Annotated in this window: 15 protein-coding genes and 3 tRNA genes; 4 read left to right on the plus strand and 14 right to left on the minus strand. The window is 64.9% G+C overall.

From position 1 onward, the window contains the following. Window positions 1-3 precede the first annotated feature (3 nt). From ACMZ91_RS02620 to ACMZ91_RS02630, 3 genes are read right to left on the minus strand one after another with little or no spacing between them, the layout of a single operon-like run. A complete protein-coding gene (locus ACMZ91_RS02620) occupies window positions 4-2,403 on the minus strand; it encodes a DNA internalization-related competence protein ComEC/Rec2 (protein ID WP_414578350.1) in 2,400 nt (799 codons plus the stop codon). A 59-nt stretch (window positions 2,404-2,462) separates the two neighbouring features. Next, the gene (locus ACMZ91_RS02625; RefSeq protein ID WP_414578352.1) at window positions 2,463-3,815 is read right to left on the minus strand and encodes a sensor histidine kinase; all 1,353 of its coding nucleotides are present in this window, start codon (window positions 3,813-3,815) and stop codon (window positions 2,463-2,465) included. Window position 3,816: 1 nt separating this feature from the next. After that, on the minus strand, window positions 3,817-4,488 hold the full coding sequence (locus ACMZ91_RS02630) for a response regulator transcription factor (protein ID WP_032128900.1): 672 nt from the start codon (window positions 4,486-4,488) through the stop codon (window positions 3,817-3,819). 145 nt (window positions 4,489-4,633) lie between these two features. On the opposite strand from ACMZ91_RS02630, the gene ACMZ91_RS02635 reads away from it, so the two are divergent. Together ACMZ91_RS02635 and ACMZ91_RS02640 are read left to right on the plus strand one after the other, a co-directional pair. Further along, complete coding sequence (locus tag ACMZ91_RS02635) at window positions 4,634-5,401, plus strand: MipA/OmpV family protein (RefSeq protein WP_049399926.1); 768 nt, start codon at window positions 4,634-4,636, stop codon at window positions 5,399-5,401. Between the two features lie 30 nt (window positions 5,402-5,431). Further along, complete coding sequence (locus ACMZ91_RS02640) at window positions 5,432-5,716, plus strand: hypothetical protein (protein ID WP_032128898.1); 285 nt, start codon at window positions 5,432-5,434, stop codon at window positions 5,714-5,716. A 44-nt stretch (window positions 5,717-5,760) separates the two neighbouring features. Here the strand turns inward: ACMZ91_RS02640 and ACMZ91_RS02645 are convergent, their stop codons facing one another. After that, the gene (locus tag ACMZ91_RS02645) at window positions 5,761-5,901 is read right to left on the minus strand and encodes a hypothetical protein (protein ID WP_165929929.1); all 141 of its coding nucleotides are present in this window, start codon (window positions 5,899-5,901) and stop codon (window positions 5,761-5,763) included. Between the two features lie 182 nt (window positions 5,902-6,083). Between ACMZ91_RS02645 and ACMZ91_RS02650 the strand changes: the two genes are divergently transcribed. Further along, entirely contained in the window at window positions 6,084-6,416 is a 333-nt protein-coding gene (locus ACMZ91_RS02650) for a hypothetical protein (RefSeq protein WP_134951440.1), read from the plus strand. Window positions 6,417-6,514: 98 nt separating this feature from the next. Here ACMZ91_RS02650 and ACMZ91_RS02655 read toward each other — a convergent pair. The 3 genes from ACMZ91_RS02655 to uvrB all read right to left on the minus strand — a co-directional run bounded on the left by ACMZ91_RS02655 (window position 6,515) and on the right by uvrB (window position 8,894). Continuing rightward, window positions 6,515-6,589: transfer RNA gene (locus ACMZ91_RS02655), tRNA-Val, on the minus strand. A gap of 98 nt (window positions 6,590-6,687) precedes the next feature. Next, window positions 6,688-6,762 (minus strand) — tRNA-Val (locus ACMZ91_RS02660). A gap of 107 nt (window positions 6,763-6,869) precedes the next feature. Beyond that, the gene (uvrB, locus tag ACMZ91_RS02665; RefSeq protein ID WP_121503792.1) at window positions 6,870-8,894 is read right to left on the minus strand and encodes an excinuclease ABC subunit UvrB; all 2,025 of its coding nucleotides are present in this window, start codon (window positions 8,892-8,894) and stop codon (window positions 6,870-6,872) included. Between the two features lie 128 nt (window positions 8,895-9,022). Between uvrB and ACMZ91_RS02670 the strand changes: the two genes are divergently transcribed. Continuing rightward, a complete protein-coding gene (locus ACMZ91_RS02670; RefSeq protein WP_495497654.1) occupies window positions 9,023-9,547 on the plus strand; it encodes a GspH/FimT family pseudopilin in 525 nt (174 codons plus the stop codon). A 60-nt stretch (window positions 9,548-9,607) separates the two neighbouring features. On the opposite strand, the gene ACMZ91_RS02675 is transcribed toward ACMZ91_RS02670, so the two are convergent. The 7 genes from ACMZ91_RS02675 to ACMZ91_RS02705 form a co-directional block, all read right to left on the minus strand. After that, window positions 9,608-9,684, minus strand: a tRNA-Asn gene (locus tag ACMZ91_RS02675). A gap of 73 nt (window positions 9,685-9,757) precedes the next feature. Beyond that, complete coding sequence (locus tag ACMZ91_RS02680; protein ID WP_049399924.1) at window positions 9,758-10,171, minus strand: type IV pilin protein; 414 nt, start codon at window positions 10,169-10,171, stop codon at window positions 9,758-9,760. Between the two features lie 23 nt (window positions 10,172-10,194). Then, window positions 10,195-14,886, minus strand: a complete 4,692-nt coding sequence (locus ACMZ91_RS02685) for a pilus assembly protein (RefSeq protein ID WP_414578514.1) — start codon at window positions 14,884-14,886, stop codon at window positions 10,195-10,197. Then, a complete protein-coding gene (locus ACMZ91_RS02690) occupies window positions 14,883-15,392 on the minus strand; it encodes a pilus assembly PilX family protein (protein WP_414578515.1) in 510 nt (169 codons plus the stop codon). Before ACMZ91_RS02690 ends, ACMZ91_RS02685 begins: the two co-directional genes overlap by 4 nt. Then, on the minus strand, window positions 15,382-16,563 hold the full coding sequence (locus tag ACMZ91_RS02695) for a PilW family protein (RefSeq protein ID WP_049399923.1): 1,182 nt from the start codon (window positions 16,561-16,563) through the stop codon (window positions 15,382-15,384). The genes ACMZ91_RS02690 and ACMZ91_RS02695 overlap by 11 nt, the downstream gene beginning before the upstream one ends. Next, on the minus strand, window positions 16,563-17,033 hold the full coding sequence (gene pilV / locus ACMZ91_RS02700; protein ID WP_049399922.1) for a type IV pilus modification protein PilV: 471 nt from the start codon (window positions 17,031-17,033) through the stop codon (window positions 16,563-16,565). The genes ACMZ91_RS02695 and pilV overlap by 1 nt, the downstream gene beginning before the upstream one ends. Continuing rightward, a complete protein-coding gene (locus ACMZ91_RS02705) occupies window positions 17,030-17,545 on the minus strand; it encodes a GspH/FimT family pseudopilin (RefSeq protein WP_049399921.1) in 516 nt (171 codons plus the stop codon). The genes pilV and ACMZ91_RS02705 overlap by 4 nt, the downstream gene beginning before the upstream one ends. Window positions 17,546-17,695: the final 150 nt, after the last annotated feature.

The raw sequence follows: 17,695 nt of genomic DNA on the forward strand, positions 1-17,695 counted from the left end.
GTTTCAACCCTCCGGCCCAACGGCCGCTTGTTCGATCGGCGATAGGATAGCAGCCGACCGCGCCCGCCCAGCGGCATCCCACCACCGGGATGCGTGGATGCGCTGTTCACGCAGCTGCAGCCCTTGTGCGCCAAGCCATATGCGGATCGCCCCGGAATCGGCCGTGGCCAGCACCTCGGCCCCTTGCGCCTGCCAGCGCTGGACCACGTCCTGGCGGGGGTGCCCGAAGCGGTTGCGGTGCCCGGCCGAGACCACCGCCAGCCGTGGCGCCACGGCCTCGACCCACGGCGCGCTGGAACTGCCACCGCTGCCATGGTGCGGCACCAGCACCACATCCGCCTTCAGCGCTGCCGGGTATGCCTTCAGCAGCGCCTGCTCGGCCGGGCGGCCGATATCGCCAGGCAGCAGGACCACGCCGTGACGGCTGGCGACGCGCAGCACGCAGCTGTCCTCGTTCTCGGCCTGGCGGCTGCCCGGTGCCGGGTGCAGGACCTGGAAATCAACTCCGTCCCACTGCCACTGCATCCCTTGCTGGCAGGGCGCAGCGCCGGCGATGGTACTGCCCGGTGGCGCCAGCAGCTGCAGCCCGGGCAGCTGCCTTCGCAGGCTCGGCAGGCTGCCGGTGTGATCAAGATGGTCATGGCTGAGCATCGCCTGCTGGGGCGGCCCCTGTCCGAGCGCGCGCAGGGCCGGGACCAGAATGCGTTCGTTGCCGTCGCCGCCTGTCGGCGGCCCCACGTCGTACCAGAGCGCGTGCCGCGCCGTACGCACCAGCACCGCGGTGCCCTGCCCTACGTCGTGCACCAGCAGCTCCAGTTCGCCTTCAGCCGGTGCATGCCGGGCGGGCCACAGAAGCGGCAGGCACAGCAGCAGGCCTGCCAAGGTACCGCCAGCGCCGCGTGGCAGCAGCCACCAGAACACCCCCGCCACTGCCGCCGGCACCGCCCAGCGCGGCGCCTCAGCCAACCACCACATCGCCTGCGGGTGCAGCGCCAACGGCTGCAGGGCCTGCCAGCTGAGCTCGAACAGCCAGGCGGCGGCGCGCCATGCCCAGCGCCCGGCGCCATCATGCAACGCGTGCAGGCCGGTACCCAGCAGCGACAACGGCACCACCAGCAGGGTCCACCACGGAATGATCGGCAGATTGACCAGCGGCCCCAAGCGCGCGGTGCCGCCGAACAGGGCCACGCACAGCGGCAACAGGCCGAGGCTGGCCACGCCCTGGGCGGCCAGAAAGCCGCGCAGGCCCCCACCGACGCCGTCCGGCCCGGTTCGTGGCAGGCACCACAGCAGCCACAGCACGCCCCCGAAACTGAGCCAGAAGCCGGCCGACAGCACCGACAGCGGCGCCGGCAGCAGCATCACCATCGCGGCCAGGGCCAGTCCCTGCCCCGCACCCACCGGGCGACGCCCGGCACGGGCCAGTGCCACCAGCCCGATCATCAGCGCCGCACGCACTGTTGGAAGCGCGCCGCCGGCGGCCACGGCATAGACGGCTGCGGCCAGCGCCGCGCCCCATGCCGCCGCCTGCGGCCGAGGCCAGAACCGTCCCAGCACCGGGCACAGCCACCACGACACGCGGCACAGCAGTACGCCAAAGCCAGCCACCACGCCCACGTGGAAACCGGAGATGGCGACCAGATGGGTCAGGCCCAGCGCGCGCAGGTGCTCCCAGTCGGCATCGGACAGGCCGCGCGTGTCGCCCAGTGCCAGGGCCTGCACGAACCGCGCGGCAGGATGTGCCACCTGCGTTGCGATGGCGTCACTGCTGCGCTCGCGCCAGGCCGGCAGGCCCTGCGCAGGCGCGCGCTCACGCGCAGCGCCGGGGTCGCGCACCGTGCCATTGCCGGAAATACCGCGCAGCAATGCATGGCGTTCGCCGTCGAAGCCGCCAGGATTGATCCGCGAGCGTGGCGCGCGCACGCGCAACGACAACTGCCAATGTGATCCCGCACGAACCGCGTGGCGCCCGCCCTCCGCCTGATGCGCTGGCGATCCGCGCCACGGGTCGTTCCAGGTGACCTGCAGGCGCTTGCCACGCAGCACTGGCAGCGCATCGGTCTCATCCACGTGCAGTACGAAACGTGTGTAGCCGGCCCCTCTCTGTGGAAGATCGGCCACCCGCCCCCGCACCTGCACATCCTGCGGCGGCGCACCGGGTGGAAGCTGGCCGTGCAGGGCCCACTGCCCGTGCACTGTTGCCCATGCCAGGCCGAGCAGGACTGCAGCCCACGCGCGGCCGCGCCAGCGCAGCAGCCAGCCCGCGACGCCGGCAACGGCCATCGGCGCACTCAGCGACAACGGCAGCAGCGCCGGCATCTGCACGCAGACCAGCGCGCCCAGCACCAGGCCGGCGGCGCAGCCGGGGCCAAACAGTGCCGGAGCGGAACGTTCGGGGACCATTCCAGCAGCCTGCCGAGGGACGTGGCAGGTTGCCTATCGGGGATTTCCCCGCGTGGCTGTCAGCGCCGGACGCTACCGCGATGGAAGTTGACCCGGAAGCTGGCACCGCCGCCGGACGCCTCGCCGACACTGACCGAACCGCCGTGATGCTGCACGATTTCCTTCACCAGATGCAGGCCCAGGCCACTGCCGCTACCCGCTGCGCGCAGACGATGGAACGGCTCGAAGATCGCTTCACGGTCGCCCACCGGAATACCGGCGCCCTGGTCGCTGACCTCCAGCAGGCCACGTGCATCCAGGCGCACGCAGATAGTGCCGCGTCCGCCACCGTGGACGATGGCGTTGTGCACCAGATTGGCGATCACCCGCCCCAGCGCCAGGCTGTCGCCATGGATCCACACTGGCATCTCGGGCGCATCCACTTCGAAGCCGTAACCGGCCCCCACCACCAGCGGCGCCAGATCGGCGGCCGCTTCGCGCACCAGCAACGCCAGATCCAGCCGCTGCAGTGCGCCGACATTACGATCAAGTCGCTGCAGGTCAAGCAGGTGCTCGGCAACGTTACCGAGCCGCGCCACGTCGGTCAGCAGCTGCGACTTCAGCTCGCCCTGCGGCAACTGCGACAGGCGCGCCTGCACCACTGCAATCGGCACCCGCAGTTCGTGCGCGGCATCGGCAAGGAACTTGTCACGCGCGGCATACCCCTGCTGCACCTTGTCGATCGCGTCGTTGAAGGCTTCCACCAGCGGTGCGACCTCGGTCGACACCAGCTGCGCATCCAGACGCGCCCCCGGCTGGCCGATATCCAGCTCCTTGGCCTGTTGTGCGGAGCGGCGCACGCCGCGCATCGCGCGGTGGATCACGGTCGGCATGACCAGCAGCGTGATCACGATCAGCGGCAGGAAAAACCACAGCCCGATCAGGCGCAGCACCATCAGCGCACCGTCCAGCAACCCGCCCTTCGGCGCCCCACCCACCATCACCGTGATGCGCCGCCCGTCCTCCTTGCGGATCATGACCCGCGCCACGTCCAGGTACGGCGGCACCAGCGAGCCGAGTTCGGTGGCACCCAGCGTCGGCAGGCGCGCGAGCAGCGGGGCGTGGATCGCCGGAATCGTGCCGCGTTCCAGCCAGACACCCTTGTCGTCGACCGCCGCGAACCAGAGGTTGCCCCCGGCCTCGGCGTCGAGCTTGTTCCAACGCGCCTGGTCCAGCACCAACCGCCCGCCTTCACTGTGCACGGCCTTGGCCACGGCTTCGGCCATGAACATGTCCATGCCCCAGGTGTCCTTGTCGCCCCAGGTCAGGATCAGCGCAACAACGGCGAACAGCACGGTGAAGGCCTGCGCCAGGAACAACCGCCAGGCCAACCCCAGCGTGATGGAACGGATCGGACGTGTCGGACGCGCCATCTCAGGCCTCCGCCAGCAGGTAGCCGACGCCCCGGATCACATGGATTTCAACGCCCGCCCCGGCCTGCTGCAGCGCCTTGCGCAGCTTGGAAATGTGCGCATCGAGCGCATTGGACTGGATCTCATCGTCGAAGCCGTACACCGCGGCCTCCAGTGCCGTGCGGGTGACCGTGCGCCCCTGGCGCATCGCCAGTGCCTGCAGTACCAGCACCTGGCGCCGCGGCAGCGCCAGCGGTTGGCCCTCCACCTGTGCCTGCAGCGATTCGAAGTCGAATTCCAGCCGGCCCAGATGCAGGCTCGGTGTCACCATGGCAGAGGGCCGCCGCGAGACAGCACGGATCCGCGCCATCAGCTCCTCGATCGCCACCGGCTTCACCAGGTAGTCGTCGGCACCGACATCCAGGCCCTCGACCTTGTCCGACAACCTGCCCTTGGCCGTCAGCATGATCACCGCCAGGTTCGGGCGCAGCGCGCGTGCGGTGGCGACGAAAGCCACGCCATCGCCATCGGGCAGCTGACGGTCCAGCAGCATCAGCTGATGCACCGGCTCGCGCAGCGCAACCGCGGCTTCGGCCAGGCTGCCGACCACGTCGGCGACCACGCCCTGCCGCTCCAGGCCCGACTGCAGGGCTCGGGACAGATCGGGATCGTCTTCGACCAGGAGAATGCGCATCAGGGGCTCGGCTACCGGAAACGGTGCCGATCATAGTGCCTGGCGCCAGGTTTGGGCGTCTTCGTGTGCCAGTTGCGAAGGCGCAATGTTCTGACAATGTTGTGCCCGCACCATGCACAGCCATCCCCCGCAAAGTGGTTGATCGATGCCGTCGCTGTCCCCGACCCTGCTGCGCCCGTTGCTGTTCTCCGCTGCCATCGGCCTGCCGTTGATCACCCACGCCGCCGACCGGAACCCGGGCGTGCAGACCGGTATCAGTGCCGGCGCGACCTCGGGGGCGTACGCCCACTACGACGTCAAGCCGCTGGTCGTACCGTCCATTGCCTGGCAGGGCGAGCGCTTCTTCGCCAGCCCGGGCTCGCTGGGCATGTACCTGTACAAGCGCGAGGGCCTGCGCCTGTCGGCGGCAGTCACGCCCTACACGCTGCGCTTCAAGACCGACGACGTGAACGATCCTCAACTACGTCGCCTGCACAGCCGGCAGATGTCGGCCATGGCCGGCATCAACGGTGAGTACAGCGCCGACTGGGGCATCGTCGAGGCCAGCGTGATGCGCGAGGTCACCGGGCACGGAGGTGGCATGGAGTCGCGCCTGCACTACAGCTATCCGATCCAGGCCGGTCGCTTCACCTGGGTGCCCAAGGTCGGCGTGGTGCACTCCAGTGCGCGCCTGCTCGACTACTACTATGGCATCACCGACGAAGAAGCGCTGCGCTCGGGACTTGCCGCCTACAACCCGGGCAGCGCGACATCACCGAGCCTGCAGATCGCAGTCAGCACGCCCTTGGGCACGAAGTGGCGCGCGACCGGCGTCGTCGCCAACCAGTGGTTCGGCGATGCAGTAAAGGACAGCCCGATGGCCCGTCGCGGTACGCAGACGTCGGCCTTCGTTTCCCTGATGCGCTCGTTCTGATCGAGCGCCCGCAACGGACAAGGACCCCCCATGGCCTCCGTCTCCCCTGCTGCTGAAGCGCACGCGATCCTGCGTGCCCCCGACCTGGACAGCGCCGAGCGCGTCTACCTGGGGCTGCTGCCCGACCTGGAACACGTGAACGCGCTGACGCGCCGCGCACTGGGCCTTTCGCGTGCTGCCGATGCGGCACGCGGCTACGCGTTGTCGATGACGCTGGTGGGATTGCGCCTGCAGGAACTGGAGATGGGCGAAGCGACCGCAAAGGAACATCGCCAGGCCACGCTGCGCAGCCTGCGCCAGGCCTTCAGCGCCTGAGCGCAGGCCTGCGACGCCGCCGCTGCCGCAGGCAGCGGGAAGACTCAGCGGAACGTGGTCCACGCCAGCACTGCCGCCAGCAGGGCCACCCAGATCACCGCCTTGAAGGTACCCTCCAGCATGTTGCCGCCGAACAGCAGTTCGATGATGGGATTGGGCCGGGAAACCGGAACGTGATCACTCATGCGGCAGCTCCTTGCAGTGACGGCGCGATTGCGCGGTAGACCGGAGTCTACGCCTGCACGGCCCGGATTCATCGCCCCCCGGCCGTCTTTGGCGGTTCAATTCCGGCCTTCGTCGCAGGCCGGCTGCAGCACCCCACATGTCATGCCAGCCTGCGTGCACTTTCCCGCTGGAGCACCGTGCCATGCCGATGCTTGCCCTGATGCTGCTGCTCTCCAGCCTGTTCGGCGCTGGCAACGGGCCCACTGAAGAGGCCCTTCGCAGCCAGATCCTGCGTGCCGAAACCCAGCAGCCGGACGTCGTACGACAGGATTGCGGTTCGCCCTCCCTGCTGCTTTACCGGCTGCGCCAGGACCGGGTCCTGAGGCTGGCCAAGCAGCCCCTGCAACACGAACCCGGCGTTGCCCAGCCCACGCGTGGTGCGACGGTTCGCGTCGCCCAGGTCTGGGAGCGCGTGGACGGTCACTGGAAGCTGCAGCGGATGATCAGCGTCGAAGACCTGGTCGTGCAACGCTGACCATGTGGAACCGTGATCGATGCCTGAAACGAGAAAAGCCGGCACAAGGCCGGCTTCCGTCGTGATCCACCGCTGCACCGGCAATGCCGGGAGCCAGGTGGTGGGCGGTACAGGGTTCGAACCTGTGACCCCTACCATGTCAAGGTAGTGCTCTACCGCTGAGCTAACCGCCCATCTTGTTCTTGCCGCCCGAAAGCTGGCCTTGCTACGTAAAAACCCGGCGCCAGGGCCGGGCTTTGCAGTTCACGACAGCCCCCTTCCAGGGACTTCGTGGTGGGCGGTACAGGGTTCGAACCTGTGACCCCTACCATGTCAAGGTAGTGCTCTACCGCTGAGCTAACCGCCCGATTTTGCTTCTGAACGTCCGCGATTGCGTCGGTGCAGGCCGCGTATATTACGGATGCCGGCCGTGAAGCGCAACACTTTTGTGAAGAAGATGCTGCACTGCCACGTTCAGCCCAGACTCGCTTCCTTCAGCTGCCGGATCTGGTCACGCACGCGGGCGGCATCCTCGAATTCCAGGTTCTTGGCGTGCTGGTACATCTGCTGCTCCAGCGCCTTGAGACGGGACGCCAGCTGGGCCGGGCTGAGGGATCGATAGTCACTCCCCTCCTCGGCAACGCCGGGCCTGCCCTTGCCCTTGCCCTTCTTTGCTTCCTTCTCGGCCGCATCGGAGCGCGCGCCTTCCAGCACGTCGGTGATCGGACGCGCCACCGAGCGCGGCACGATGCCGTGCTGCTCGTTGTACTCGACCTGCTTGGCGCGACGGCGGTCGGTCTCGTCGATCGCCGCCTGCATCGAACGGGTGATCTTGTCCGCATACAGGATCGCCTTGCCACGCACGTTGCGGGCGGCACGGCCGATGGTCTGGATCAGCGAGCCGGTCGAGCGCAGGAAGCCCTCCTTGTCGGCATCCAGGATCGCCACCAGAGACACCTCGGGCATGTCCAGGCCCTCGCGCAGCAGGTTGATGCCCACCAGCACATCGAACTTGCCCAGGCGCAGGTCGCGGATGATCTCCACGCGCTCGACCGTGTCCACGTCCGAGTGCAGGTAGCGCACGCGGATGCCGTGCTCGGTCAGGTATTCGGTGAGATTTTCGGCCATGCGCTTGGTCAGCGTCGTGACCAGCACACGGTCACCGGCCTTGATGCGCGCGTTGGCCTCGCTCATCAGGTCGTCAACCTGGGTGCCCACCGGGCGGATCTCCACCACCGGGTCGATCAGCCCGGTGGGGCGTACGACCAGTTCAGTGATCTCGTCACCGGCCTCGCGGTACTCATAGGGGCCTGGCGTGGCCGACACATAGATGCTGCGCGGGCAGCGCTCTTCCCACTCCTCGAAGCGCAGCGGCCGGTTGTCCAGCGCCGAGGGCAGCCGGAACCCGAACTCGACCAGCGTCTCCTTGCGCGAACGGTCGCCCTTGAACATGGCACCGATCTGCGGAATGGTCACGTGCGATTCGTCGATCACCAGCAGCGCGTCGGCTGGCAGGTAGTCGAACAACGTCGGTGGCGGTTCGCCGGCGTTCTTGCCGGTCAGGTGCCGGGAGTAGTTCTCGATGCCGTTGCAGTAGCCGACCTCGGCCATCATTTCCAGATCGAACTGGGTGCGCTGCGCCAGGCGCTGCGCCTCCACCAGCTTGTTCTGCGCGTACAGCTGCTCCAGGCGCTCCTTCAGCTCGACCTTGATCGTCTCGATCGCCGCCAGCACACGCTCGCGCGTGGTGGCGTAATGGGTCTTCGGGTAGACCGTGAAGCGCTGCATGTTGCGCAGCGTCTCGCCGGTGAGCGGATCGAACAACGTGATCTTCTCGACCTCGCCATCAAACAGCTCCAGGCGCAGCGCCTCGCTGTCCGACTCGGCCGGGAACACGTCGATGACTTCACCACGCACGCGGAACGTACCGCGCTGCAGCTCGTACTCGTTGCGCGTGTACTGCAGCTGGGTGAGGTGGTTGATCAGGTCGCGCTGGTCGATGCGCTCGCCCTTGGACAGGATCAGGCGCAGCGACAGGTAGTCTTCCGGCGCGCCCAGGCCGTAGATCGCCGACACTGTCGCCACCACGATCGCGTCCGGGCGCGACAGCAGGGTCTTGGTCGCCGCCAGCCGCATCTGCTCGATGTGCTCGTTGATCGAACTGTCCTTCTCGATGAAGGTGTCCGAAGATGGCACGTAGGCTTCCGGCTGGTAGTAGTCGTAGTAGCTGACGAAGTACTCCACCGCGTTGTGCGGGAAGAACGCCTTGAACTCACCATACAGCTGCGCCGCCAGCGTCTTGTTCGGCGCCATGATCAGCGTCGGCTTCTGCACGTTTTGGATGACGTTGGCGATGGTGTAGGTCTTGCCCGAGCCGGTCACGCCCAGCAGCGTCTGCTTGGCGATGCCCGCTTCGAAGTTGCTGGTCAGCTTCGCGATGGCATCAGGCTGGTCGCCCGCCGGCGAATACGGCGAGACGAGTTCAAAACGGTCGCTCATGATGGTGCCAGTTCCCGGGAGTAGTGAGTATACGGGGCATGGAGTGACGGCCCGCTGAGGGGTTTCCGGGCAGGTGAGCGCGGCGGTGCCTGATGGTGAATGCCCCGGCGTACGTCGAGGCTGGAGGCATGCCTCATCGTCTTCGCCCTGCCCGGCTCCACCGCGGGCTCCATCTGATCGAGCTGCTGGTCGCCGTCATGGTGCTGTCGGTCCTGCTGGCGTTGGCCTGGGGCCCTTGGCAACGCACGCTGCGGCACTTCCAGGCGGAAGCGCTGCGCGCCGAACTGGTCGCCAGCCTGTCGATGGCGCGCAGCGCCGCCATCACCGAACGCCGCCGCGTGACGGTCTGCGGATCGTCGGACGGCATGATGTGTGACCAGGCATGGAGCCAGGGCTGGCGGGTGCAGGTCGAACCGGCCAACAGCGCGACCGCCACCGCAAGGGAACTGCGCGTGCACAGGACACGCCAGCGTCATGTCGACCTGCGCACCAGCGATCATCGGCCCGACGTGCGGTTCCGGCCCGACGGCCGCAATGCCGGTACCAACCAGTCCATCGTGTTATGCGTGGATGGACAGGAGCACAGCCGCGTCATCATCAGCGTCCCCGGACGGGTCAGGAGCCAGCGCCCGCGCAGGTCCACCCCCTGCTGAAACCAGCAATGCCATCGTGGAAACGAAAAAAGCCGCGATTTCTCGCGGCTTTCTCGAATCTGGCGCCCGAAGTTGGACTCGAACCAACGACCCCCTGATTAACAGTCAAGTGCTCTAACCGGCTGAGCTATTCGGGCGGGGTGCGCATTTTAGCCAGCGTTTGCAGGGGAGTGCAAGCCTTTTCTGCGATGCTGCCCAAAGCCCTGCGCTTTACCAGCATCCCGGCCCCTTGCTGGCATTCGGCGTCTTTCGTCCGGCCTGGTCCAGGCTCAGTGTGCCGCAGTCGTCCTTCTTCTGGATCTCGGTCGGTGCAGCCTGGAGGGTAAAGGAGGTGCCGTTCGGAGTTCCCACATAGGAAAGCGTGTATCTGGCGGTACCGTCTCGTGGCGATTGGGAGAACGGCAGCGTCATGCCCGCATAGGTGTTCTCCACGGTATGCCGCCGCTCCAGCATCTGCGCCAGCTCGACCAGATCGGCCTTGGCCTGGGCACGATTGGCCTTGCGCACATAGGCCTGGTACGAAGGCAACGCGATGGCAGCAAGAATGGCAACCACGGCCACGGTGATCATCAGCTCGATCAGGGTGAAGCCGGTGGCGGTTCGACGCCTGCTGTACACATGCATGGGCAACCTCGATATCGGATTCATCAACGGATCTGCCGCCACGACTGTCGTCCACAGGGCCGAGGCATGTAAAGCGGATCGGCGCCGGCCGCACGCAGCACGAACGTACACTGGCTGGCCTGCAGCATCTTGTCGACCGTGCATCCCGTGTCGCCTGGTTTGCAGGGCGTAAGCTTGGGCACAAAGATGTTGGTGTCCTTCACTGGCGGCCCTTGGCTGAGGTCACCCTTCTTGGTCAGGGCGACACCACCGCAGTTGCCGGTGCACAGCGCTTCTCCGCCGATCGTTGGGCTCAGGCCGGACATCTGGCCACCACCGGTCAGCAGGTTGAGACCGTACAGCCAGTTCACGCCACCGCCGCTGCCGCAGATGGCGGTACCCGGCACATAGGACGTGAAGAACACGATGCCGTTCTGCACACGGGGGTTGCCGACGAAGCGCTCGCCCTCGACTGCCGATCCGGCCTGCAGGTCCACGTACCAACCGCGGGCCGAACCGTAGTTCACCGCATTGCGGGTGACATCACGCAATTGATAGCCGCTGGCCGATGTACCAGTAGTGATCACCTGCTGTACCAGGTTGTCGCGCGTGCCAACCGCACTGGCGAGGTTGTCCCATATGCCATACAGCGACTGCACTGGCGAAGTGCTGCTGACCGCATTGTCATCGGCGGCGAAATACTGACCGGTACCGAAGAATAGACTGATGCCACCGCCTGGGCCCGTGCTGATCTCGATGCCGCTCATGATCGGCTGCGGGCTGTTGTTGCGCGTTGCGGTGAACAGCGGAGTTCCAGACAGGGCGATGTTCCAATCGGCCGGATCGGTGCTGGAAAGATCAAACTTCCAGATATTGCCCTGCATGTCACCGCCATACACAGTGTCGGTGATGCCGTCATTGTTCTTCAACGCCACCGTGGCGATGTTGATCAGGCCGTTGCGTGCCGCGTACTTGGCACCTACCGGCGAAAGCCGCTTGAGCACCTTGCCGGTCTGGATATCGACCACGAACAGCGCTGCCTTGCCGCTGGTGGAGTTGACGCCATTGCCGAAGATCGCGACGAAACGCGGCGCAGCATTGGCATCGGCGCCCTTCACCGCCACCACAGCCGGCTTGCCCAGCACGAACCCAAGATCCGACTCCGTCTTGCCCGAGACTTCCCACAACACACTCGATGCACCGAACGCGGTCGGATCGCTGACATTCAGCGCGAACACAGAGCCATTGCCTACGCTCGCCGCATTGGGCGCCTTGCTGGACCCACCACCACCCGTAGTGCCCACCAGCACCGTGTTCCAGGCATCCCCGTAGTAGACGTCGGACGACGTTAGTGGGCCATCCACATAGTAGCGATGCCCATACTTGGGATTGGCCAGCTCAGCGATGTGCTGCATCGCAGCTGAGGGAATGAAGGCCAGCTCTTCCGTGCCGCCGGACGCCCCATTCGAACCGTTGAAACCATGCACCATGCCGTCATTGGCGCCAACATAGATCATCGTCGGCGGCCCTGATGTCGCACGCTTCGCTTTCAGGAAGCTGTCATAAGACGTGCCCAGCGTCGCCTTCCACTTGACTGTCGACTGCCTCGCCCAGCTTGCATAGCCGAAGTCATCCGTTTTGGAGACGATCTCGGTGGTGGAATTGACGATGTCACCCAGCGGCGACGTGCGCGAACGCAGGCCACTCACCGCTGCCCCCCGCAGATAGTTGACCAGATTGGTCGAGGTCATCTTGCCGAACCAGGCAGGAATCGAGTCGCTGAATCCCAACGCAGACAGCTTCGCCCGCTCATCGATGCCCGGCAGATTGGTGGCCAGGAACTCGGTCGCATTGACCGGGGTCACCGTGCCATCGGACGCAGTCCTGGTGGGGGACGTCGCCATGTAGATGCGGCGCGTGGCACTGCCGATGCTGCTGGACGCCTTCCACAGCACGGCACCATCCGCACCCTGGCCGTCGACCTGGGTGGCAATGACATCACCGGTCCAGTCCACAGTGCCCGAGGGCACGCTGTAGTGGGACGATACGGTGAACGAGTTGGTCGAAATACGCGCGCCACTGCCGCTGCCACCGACCGGCGCATCACCTTCCGCTGCACTGTTGAAGATCGCCTCCAACGCCTCCTTCAGTTTGGTCGGATTGCGTGCCAGGAAGTAGTTATCCGGCACGCCTGGCTTCTTGCTGTCCCACTTCTTACCGGCCGGGACACCGTACTTGGCGGCATACCAGAGCGGGCTTTCAAGCTGGCCAGCGGCAGTGGTAGAGGCTTTGTACTTGATGACTACCGGCTTTTGCCAATCATCGCGGAAGTTATTTGTGCTGGTCAGCACAGAGCCATTGCTGTTGCCCGGGCGCAGCGCCAGACGCTGCACTGTGCTGGAGGCATTCGAGCCTGTGATCGTGTAGCCGGTCAACATTGCGTTGCCCGCGTAGGCCGACAGGTTCTCAATGCGGACGAGTACCTCATCCTCTTCAACCTTGCCAGCCAGGGTCGTACCGATCCAGCTCTCCACTCTATTCTTTACCACGGTTGTGTAGTTGCACAGTCGTGTATTGCCGGCAGCACTGTTGCTCACTTTCGCATCAGCACGCCAGCAGATGTCGTTGAAATCCCCGGTGTCGTTGCACGCCGCACCCACGCAGTAGCTCAGCATGGCAACGACGTCGTTGTCATGGTCATTGCCCCACAGGGAGTCTTCCCACACCAGCGAGAAGCTGCCGGACTTCGCATCTGTACGGTAAGGACGGCCATAGACCAGCTTTCCGCCGGTGTCGTTGGCCTGCTTGGTGCCAATGCCGACCGAGCCCAGGAAGCAGCTGCGCCAGCCAGCGCTCGCTGCCGTTGCGCCACCGGTGTTGTTGGCCTGGCAGAGCGGAGCCAATCCGATCTTGCTGTTGCCCACCGCGATCTCGAACTGCGGGAGATTCTCGGCCATGGCAACGGCGTAGGTGGTGGCAGTGACCTTGTACGTACCTGGCTTGTTCTGCACGTTGGGGCGCAGATCGGTCACCGCGGCCGCTTTGGCCAGCCCCGCCATCAGGAAGCTGCCTTCCATGGAGGGAATGTCCGGGCAGATACCGCGCGCCTTGCTGAGGCTGCCGATTGTCTGCCCCTGGCAGATATCACTGTGGGTATCAAGCGAAGCACCGCGCGGTGTATCACCCACGCGACCGATCATGTAGCTCTTGCCGGCGATTCCTTCGGCCGTGCCGACTGCATCGGTCGCGGACTCCGCAGACGCGAGGCCGGTCACGGAACCGACGTTATCACTGTCGAAGGACGGCAGACCCGAAGACAGCACCAGAATGTTGCAGGTCGCACAATAGGAGTTGCCTCCATCTGCGGGCAAGCGATAGGGATCCTTCCAGCCGATATTGGTCGGCAGGCCGCTGAGATCTCCGCTGTCGCTGTAGATCTTGGAGCCCGCCGTGATGTAGCGCAGTGCTTCAGCATACATTTCCGCCAACGGGTTGCCCCAGGCGCTGCACTTCTGGCCACCGGTTCCCGGGTCGGCCAGGTTGCCATTTCCCTTCTGGTCCTGACGATTGAGGATGCCGTAGGTGTTGCAGTCATTCCAATTGTTGGACCAGTTCCAGTTGTCCAAACGGAAGCTGGAAATCGCGTTGATCACCCCCTCGTCGTCGGCCTTGGCACTTCCCGTCAGGTTCAGGTAGCAGAACTGCCCCGTAGACAGGTCGATTTCATCACCCGTGCCGCAGAATTTCGTACCGTTGCCCGCGATCTTGCCGATGTTCCGCCGCAGGACACCACCATCCCGCGGATTGGCGTAGGTTCCCGTCACGAGTCCAAAGCGCAGTCGCCCGCTCTCACCGTAGGTCTGCAGCAGCCCAGCCGGCTTGAAGCGGTCGGTGATGCCATCGTTGTATTTGCGGCAGAAACTCTCGCGCACTGTGGAGTTGGCATCACACACCTCGACACGTACCGTGTAGTCTGGGACCGAGGTCGAGCGGGGAATGTCGGCGTAGCCATCGGCGTTGCTGGCTCGTCCGGTATCGCACTGATTGCTGGCAGTCGAAGCCCATTCGGTAAATGAACCTTCTGCCACACGCATCAAGGGCGCCCCCTTGTCCGAACGCGTTACGCTGCAGAAGCTGAAAGCTGTCCCGCTTCCAGGAAGGTTGGCGAACTCGCGAAGATTCGACCCACTGTAGACCTTGACCCACGCATGCAGATCGCTGGGGATCGGTGCCCGCTCCAACACCGTCTTTTCCTTCGTATCGGTGAAGCGTTGACCGCCGTACAGAACGTAGCGCATCACATCCAGACGACTCATCGTCACCCAGTTGAGGAAGTTGCCCGACCACGCGCCGCTGCAACTGTGCTTGTTGGCGCCCTTTGCCTCTGCATTGGCCTTGAAGACACCACTGTTGTACGAGTAACAGAGGTTGTAGTCGAAGTAGCCTGAGTAATCGAACTTGTCTTGGTAGGTGATATCCAGCACCCCGTCCCCATCCAGGTCGCTGTAGTCGCTGTAGGCCTTGTTGAACAGCTGCTCGTCGCGCGACATCACCATCATCATCAATGGCGGCTGGCTCTGCTTGCTGTACAGCGGCTCCTGCGCGATGTCGTAGTCACCAAGCGCGGCCTGCAGTGGAATGATCAACGCGGCAAGGCCCGCAAGCGCAACAACACCCACACCGGCCCGCAGCCAGGTGGAGGAACGAAGTCGAAGGAAACGGCGCTCGCTGTTCATGGGATGAAGATCGTGTCGATGACCGCACTGGCGGACGCATTGGAGGGATCGTCACTGGCAAGCGCCGTGACCTGGTAGATGTTCCCGGTTTCTTCGTTCTGTCGGCCGCCGGTGCGCCGGCTGGACGCCGCAAAGCACTTGTCGATGCGACGCGTGTAGGTGGACTTGGTTTCACTGAGACCATCGGCCCACGTCTGCGGATCGTAGGAGGGACTGCATTCCTCCTGGTTGGCCTTGAAGATGCCCCCGTCAGCCAGTGCCTTCTCGATGGATTTCTCGGTCTGCCGGGCGTCGGCCTCAGCGTTCTGGAAGGCAACGTTGCTGCGCAGATAGTTGGCGGCCATCCGTTCCTGCATGCTCGTGACCTGCATGCCGGCGATACCCAGCAGGGCCATCAGTACAAGCATGATCAGCACGACATACAGCACCGCGCCCCGCTGGGAACGCGGTGAATGCAGAGAGCGGCGGCGGGCGGGATGGGTACGCATGGTGGCCTCAGTTGCCATACAGGCGATTGCGCAGAGCGATCGTGCTCTGGTAGGCGGCGCGCATGCGGCCGTCAGAGGGCGCGGTATAGGTCACGCCGAGCGCGGTCAGCGGCGCACTCGAACTGGCCTGGACAGATGCGGCCGGATCTGGACTGGATACCACCAGCCCCAGCTGCACCGTGCCCACACGTTGCCAGCCACGCGAGGCCGGCACGATGGAGGCCTGAACATCGGTCGCGGTACCCTGGCGATCAATGTAGCCGGTGGGCGACACCGTGCTCAGACCGTGATCCTGGCCATACAGCAATTGCATGTTCTCCACGCCTTCGACCAGCGCCTCTGCCGGTCCCGCCACCAGGGCAGCACCGGGCTTGGCGGTGAAACGAAGGCGATACAACGACGATTGCTTGGTCGTAGCGTCGTAGCCCACGTACAGGATCGACGTCTCGGCGCGATACAGCACCGCCTGGCCGGGCTCGTAGTTGCGGGCGATGGCCACGTCGTTGTTGGGTGCAGTGCCCACCGTCACGGTGCCGGCCTTTGCATCGATCGCACGAGCCTGGAAGACCGTGGCGGAAATGCAGTCAGCCACACCGAACAGCCCCGGTTCGGTAACTCCGCTATCAAGCACGGCAAGACGTTTGGGATCAAAACTGAAAACCGGCTGGGCAACCGTTCCGGCTACCGCCGTGACCGGCACACCGGTCGGCACCAGATAGCGCAGAGCGACGATATCGCTGCCGTCGACCCGGTTCTTGATGGCCGCGGCGAACTCACTCGGCAACGCCGGGGAGTACTTGTTGCCCCCCGTTGACGGCGTTGCCGCCAACGTCACTGTGTCGCCCGGCTTGGTATCCGTTGCTTCGTAGCCCTGGATCGACCGCGCGAAGTCCAGCGCGGGGTGGCCTCCCCCAGCGAAGGTGGTTGCCAAGGTGCCCTGCGGATCATGCGCCTGATCATTCACGCAGCCGAAGTGTCCGGCCATGCGCAGTTCGCGTTGCAGGGAATCCATCGCGAAACGGCTGTTCTCCTGGACCCGCGCCAGCCCTTCAGACAGCTGGTAGGCCGTGCGTGAAGCGGCGAACACCTGGACCACGCCCAGCATGATGATCAGGCCGATGGTCAGGGCGATCATCAACTCGATCAACGACAGGCCACTCATCGTTTGGCGGGAGCGCATTCTGGTCATCACAGCAGGCTCTCGGCAGCAAAGGTGGTGTCAGCCTTCGAATCGGGATTCCAACGCTCATCGCCCCAACTGACCGACACCCGTACCCGACCGTCATTGACGGTTACCGTTCCGGATGCCGAGTCACCCAGTGCGCGGCCCAGGCGACAGCGCCAGTCGCGGGTGAAGTCATCCTTGCCGATATCCTTGCCAATGGACGGCGCGCAGTCCCCCTTGCCAGTGGTAGCAGCATAGGTACCGGCATAGCTGAGCGCGTTGATCCGGTTGGCCCGGATCTGATCAAGCAGCTCGTACCCCAGGTTGGTGGCCTGGGTGCGGTAGTTCGCGCTCTGCACGAACCGTACATTCATCGTCTGCAGCAGCGCGAAGCCCAGCAGGCCGATACCCATCACCAGGATCGCGATCATGACCTCGATCAGGGTAAAGCCCCCCTGCGCGGTACGGTGAGGCTGGAAGCCGATCCTTCTCATGAGCAACTCTCCTTCAACAGCCGGACCTGTCCCGTAGGCGATATGCGTAGCGTCCGCTGCAGGGGCTGGTCGCCACACTTCTCAGGGCGAAGTGTCACATCCACTTCCGCGTTGGCGCGATTGCGGCCACGTCCATCGAAGCCGATGGTCAACGTTTCAGTTGCGGACTTCATGGTCGGGCGACCTTCGCTGTAGCGCAGCACGTTCTCACCGGAATCAAGCGACCCGTTACCGTTGCGATCCTCCCAGACCATCCAGCCGTCGGTCCAGCTGCTGCCATCACATTCTTTGCCCGCTGTGGATGCGCATACAGCCCCACCATGCGTGTTCTTTATTGCCTCGGAACGGGCAAGTGCCAGCGACGCGATCAGTTCGTTGGTCGTCGTGGCCACACGATTTGAGCGGATCGTGCTCTGGAAGCTGGGATAGGCGATGGTGCTCAGGATCGCCAGCACGGCAACCGTGACCATCAACTCAACCAGCGTGAAGCCGTTTTGCCGGCGCAAAGACATTGGACGCTCCCCAGCGTGTTGATGGCCACCATGGGCCATCGCCCTGCCACCGGCAAGCGGCGGCAGGATGAACGGTCATTCCGGGGCGACGGGCGTCAAAGCCTTGACGACCCGCACCTTCCCACACCGGCCGGCGCGATCCCCATCGCA

The sequence above is a fragment of the Stenotrophomonas sp. FR024 genome, assembly GCF_047500745.2.
GTDB classification, from domain to species: Bacteria; Pseudomonadota; Gammaproteobacteria; order Xanthomonadales; family Xanthomonadaceae; genus Stenotrophomonas; species Stenotrophomonas maltophilia_A.

Excerpts from the sequence above, each read along its gene's own strand:
- ACMZ91_RS02620 (WP_414578350.1), bottom strand. The coding sequence starts at position 2,403 with ATGGTCCCCGAACGTTCCGCTCCGGCACTGTTTGGCCCCGGCTGCGCC.
- ACMZ91_RS02625 (WP_414578352.1), bottom strand. The coding sequence starts at position 3,815 with ATGGCGCGTCCGACACGTCCGATCCGTTCCATCACGCTGGGGTTGGCC.
- ACMZ91_RS02630 (WP_032128900.1), bottom strand. The coding sequence starts at position 4,488 with ATGCGCATTCTCCTGGTCGAAGACGATCCCGATCTGTCCCGAGCCCTG.
- ACMZ91_RS02635 (WP_049399926.1), top strand. The coding sequence starts at position 4,634 with ATGCCGTCGCTGTCCCCGACCCTGCTGCGCCCGTTGCTGTTCTCCGCT.
- ACMZ91_RS02640 (WP_032128898.1), top strand. The coding sequence starts at position 5,432 with ATGGCCTCCGTCTCCCCTGCTGCTGAAGCGCACGCGATCCTGCGTGCC.
- ACMZ91_RS02645 (WP_165929929.1), bottom strand. The coding sequence starts at position 5,901 with ATGAGTGATCACGTTCCGGTTTCCCGGCCCAATCCCATCATCGAACTG.
- ACMZ91_RS02650 (WP_134951440.1), top strand. The coding sequence starts at position 6,084 with ATGCCGATGCTTGCCCTGATGCTGCTGCTCTCCAGCCTGTTCGGCGCT.
- uvrB (WP_121503792.1), bottom strand. The coding sequence starts at position 8,894 with ATGAGCGACCGTTTTGAACTCGTCTCGCCGTATTCGCCGGCGGGCGAC.
- ACMZ91_RS02670 (WP_495497654.1), top strand. The coding sequence starts at position 9,023 with ATGCCTCATCGTCTTCGCCCTGCCCGGCTCCACCGCGGGCTCCATCTG.
- ACMZ91_RS02680 (WP_049399924.1), bottom strand. The coding sequence starts at position 10,171 with ATGCATGTGTACAGCAGGCGTCGAACCGCCACCGGCTTCACCCTGATC.
- ACMZ91_RS02685 (WP_414578514.1), bottom strand. The coding sequence starts at position 14,886 with ATGAACAGCGAGCGCCGTTTCCTTCGACTTCGTTCCTCCACCTGGCTG.
- ACMZ91_RS02690 (WP_414578515.1), bottom strand. The coding sequence starts at position 15,392 with ATGGCAACTGAGGCCACCATGCGTACCCATCCCGCCCGCCGCCGCTCT.
- ACMZ91_RS02695 (WP_049399923.1), bottom strand. The coding sequence starts at position 16,563 with ATGACCAGAATGCGCTCCCGCCAAACGATGAGTGGCCTGTCGTTGATC.
- pilV (WP_049399922.1), bottom strand. The coding sequence starts at position 17,033 with ATGAGAAGGATCGGCTTCCAGCCTCACCGTACCGCGCAGGGGGGCTTT.
- ACMZ91_RS02705 (WP_049399921.1), bottom strand. The coding sequence starts at position 17,545 with ATGTCTTTGCGCCGGCAAAACGGCTTCACGCTGGTTGAGTTGATGGTC.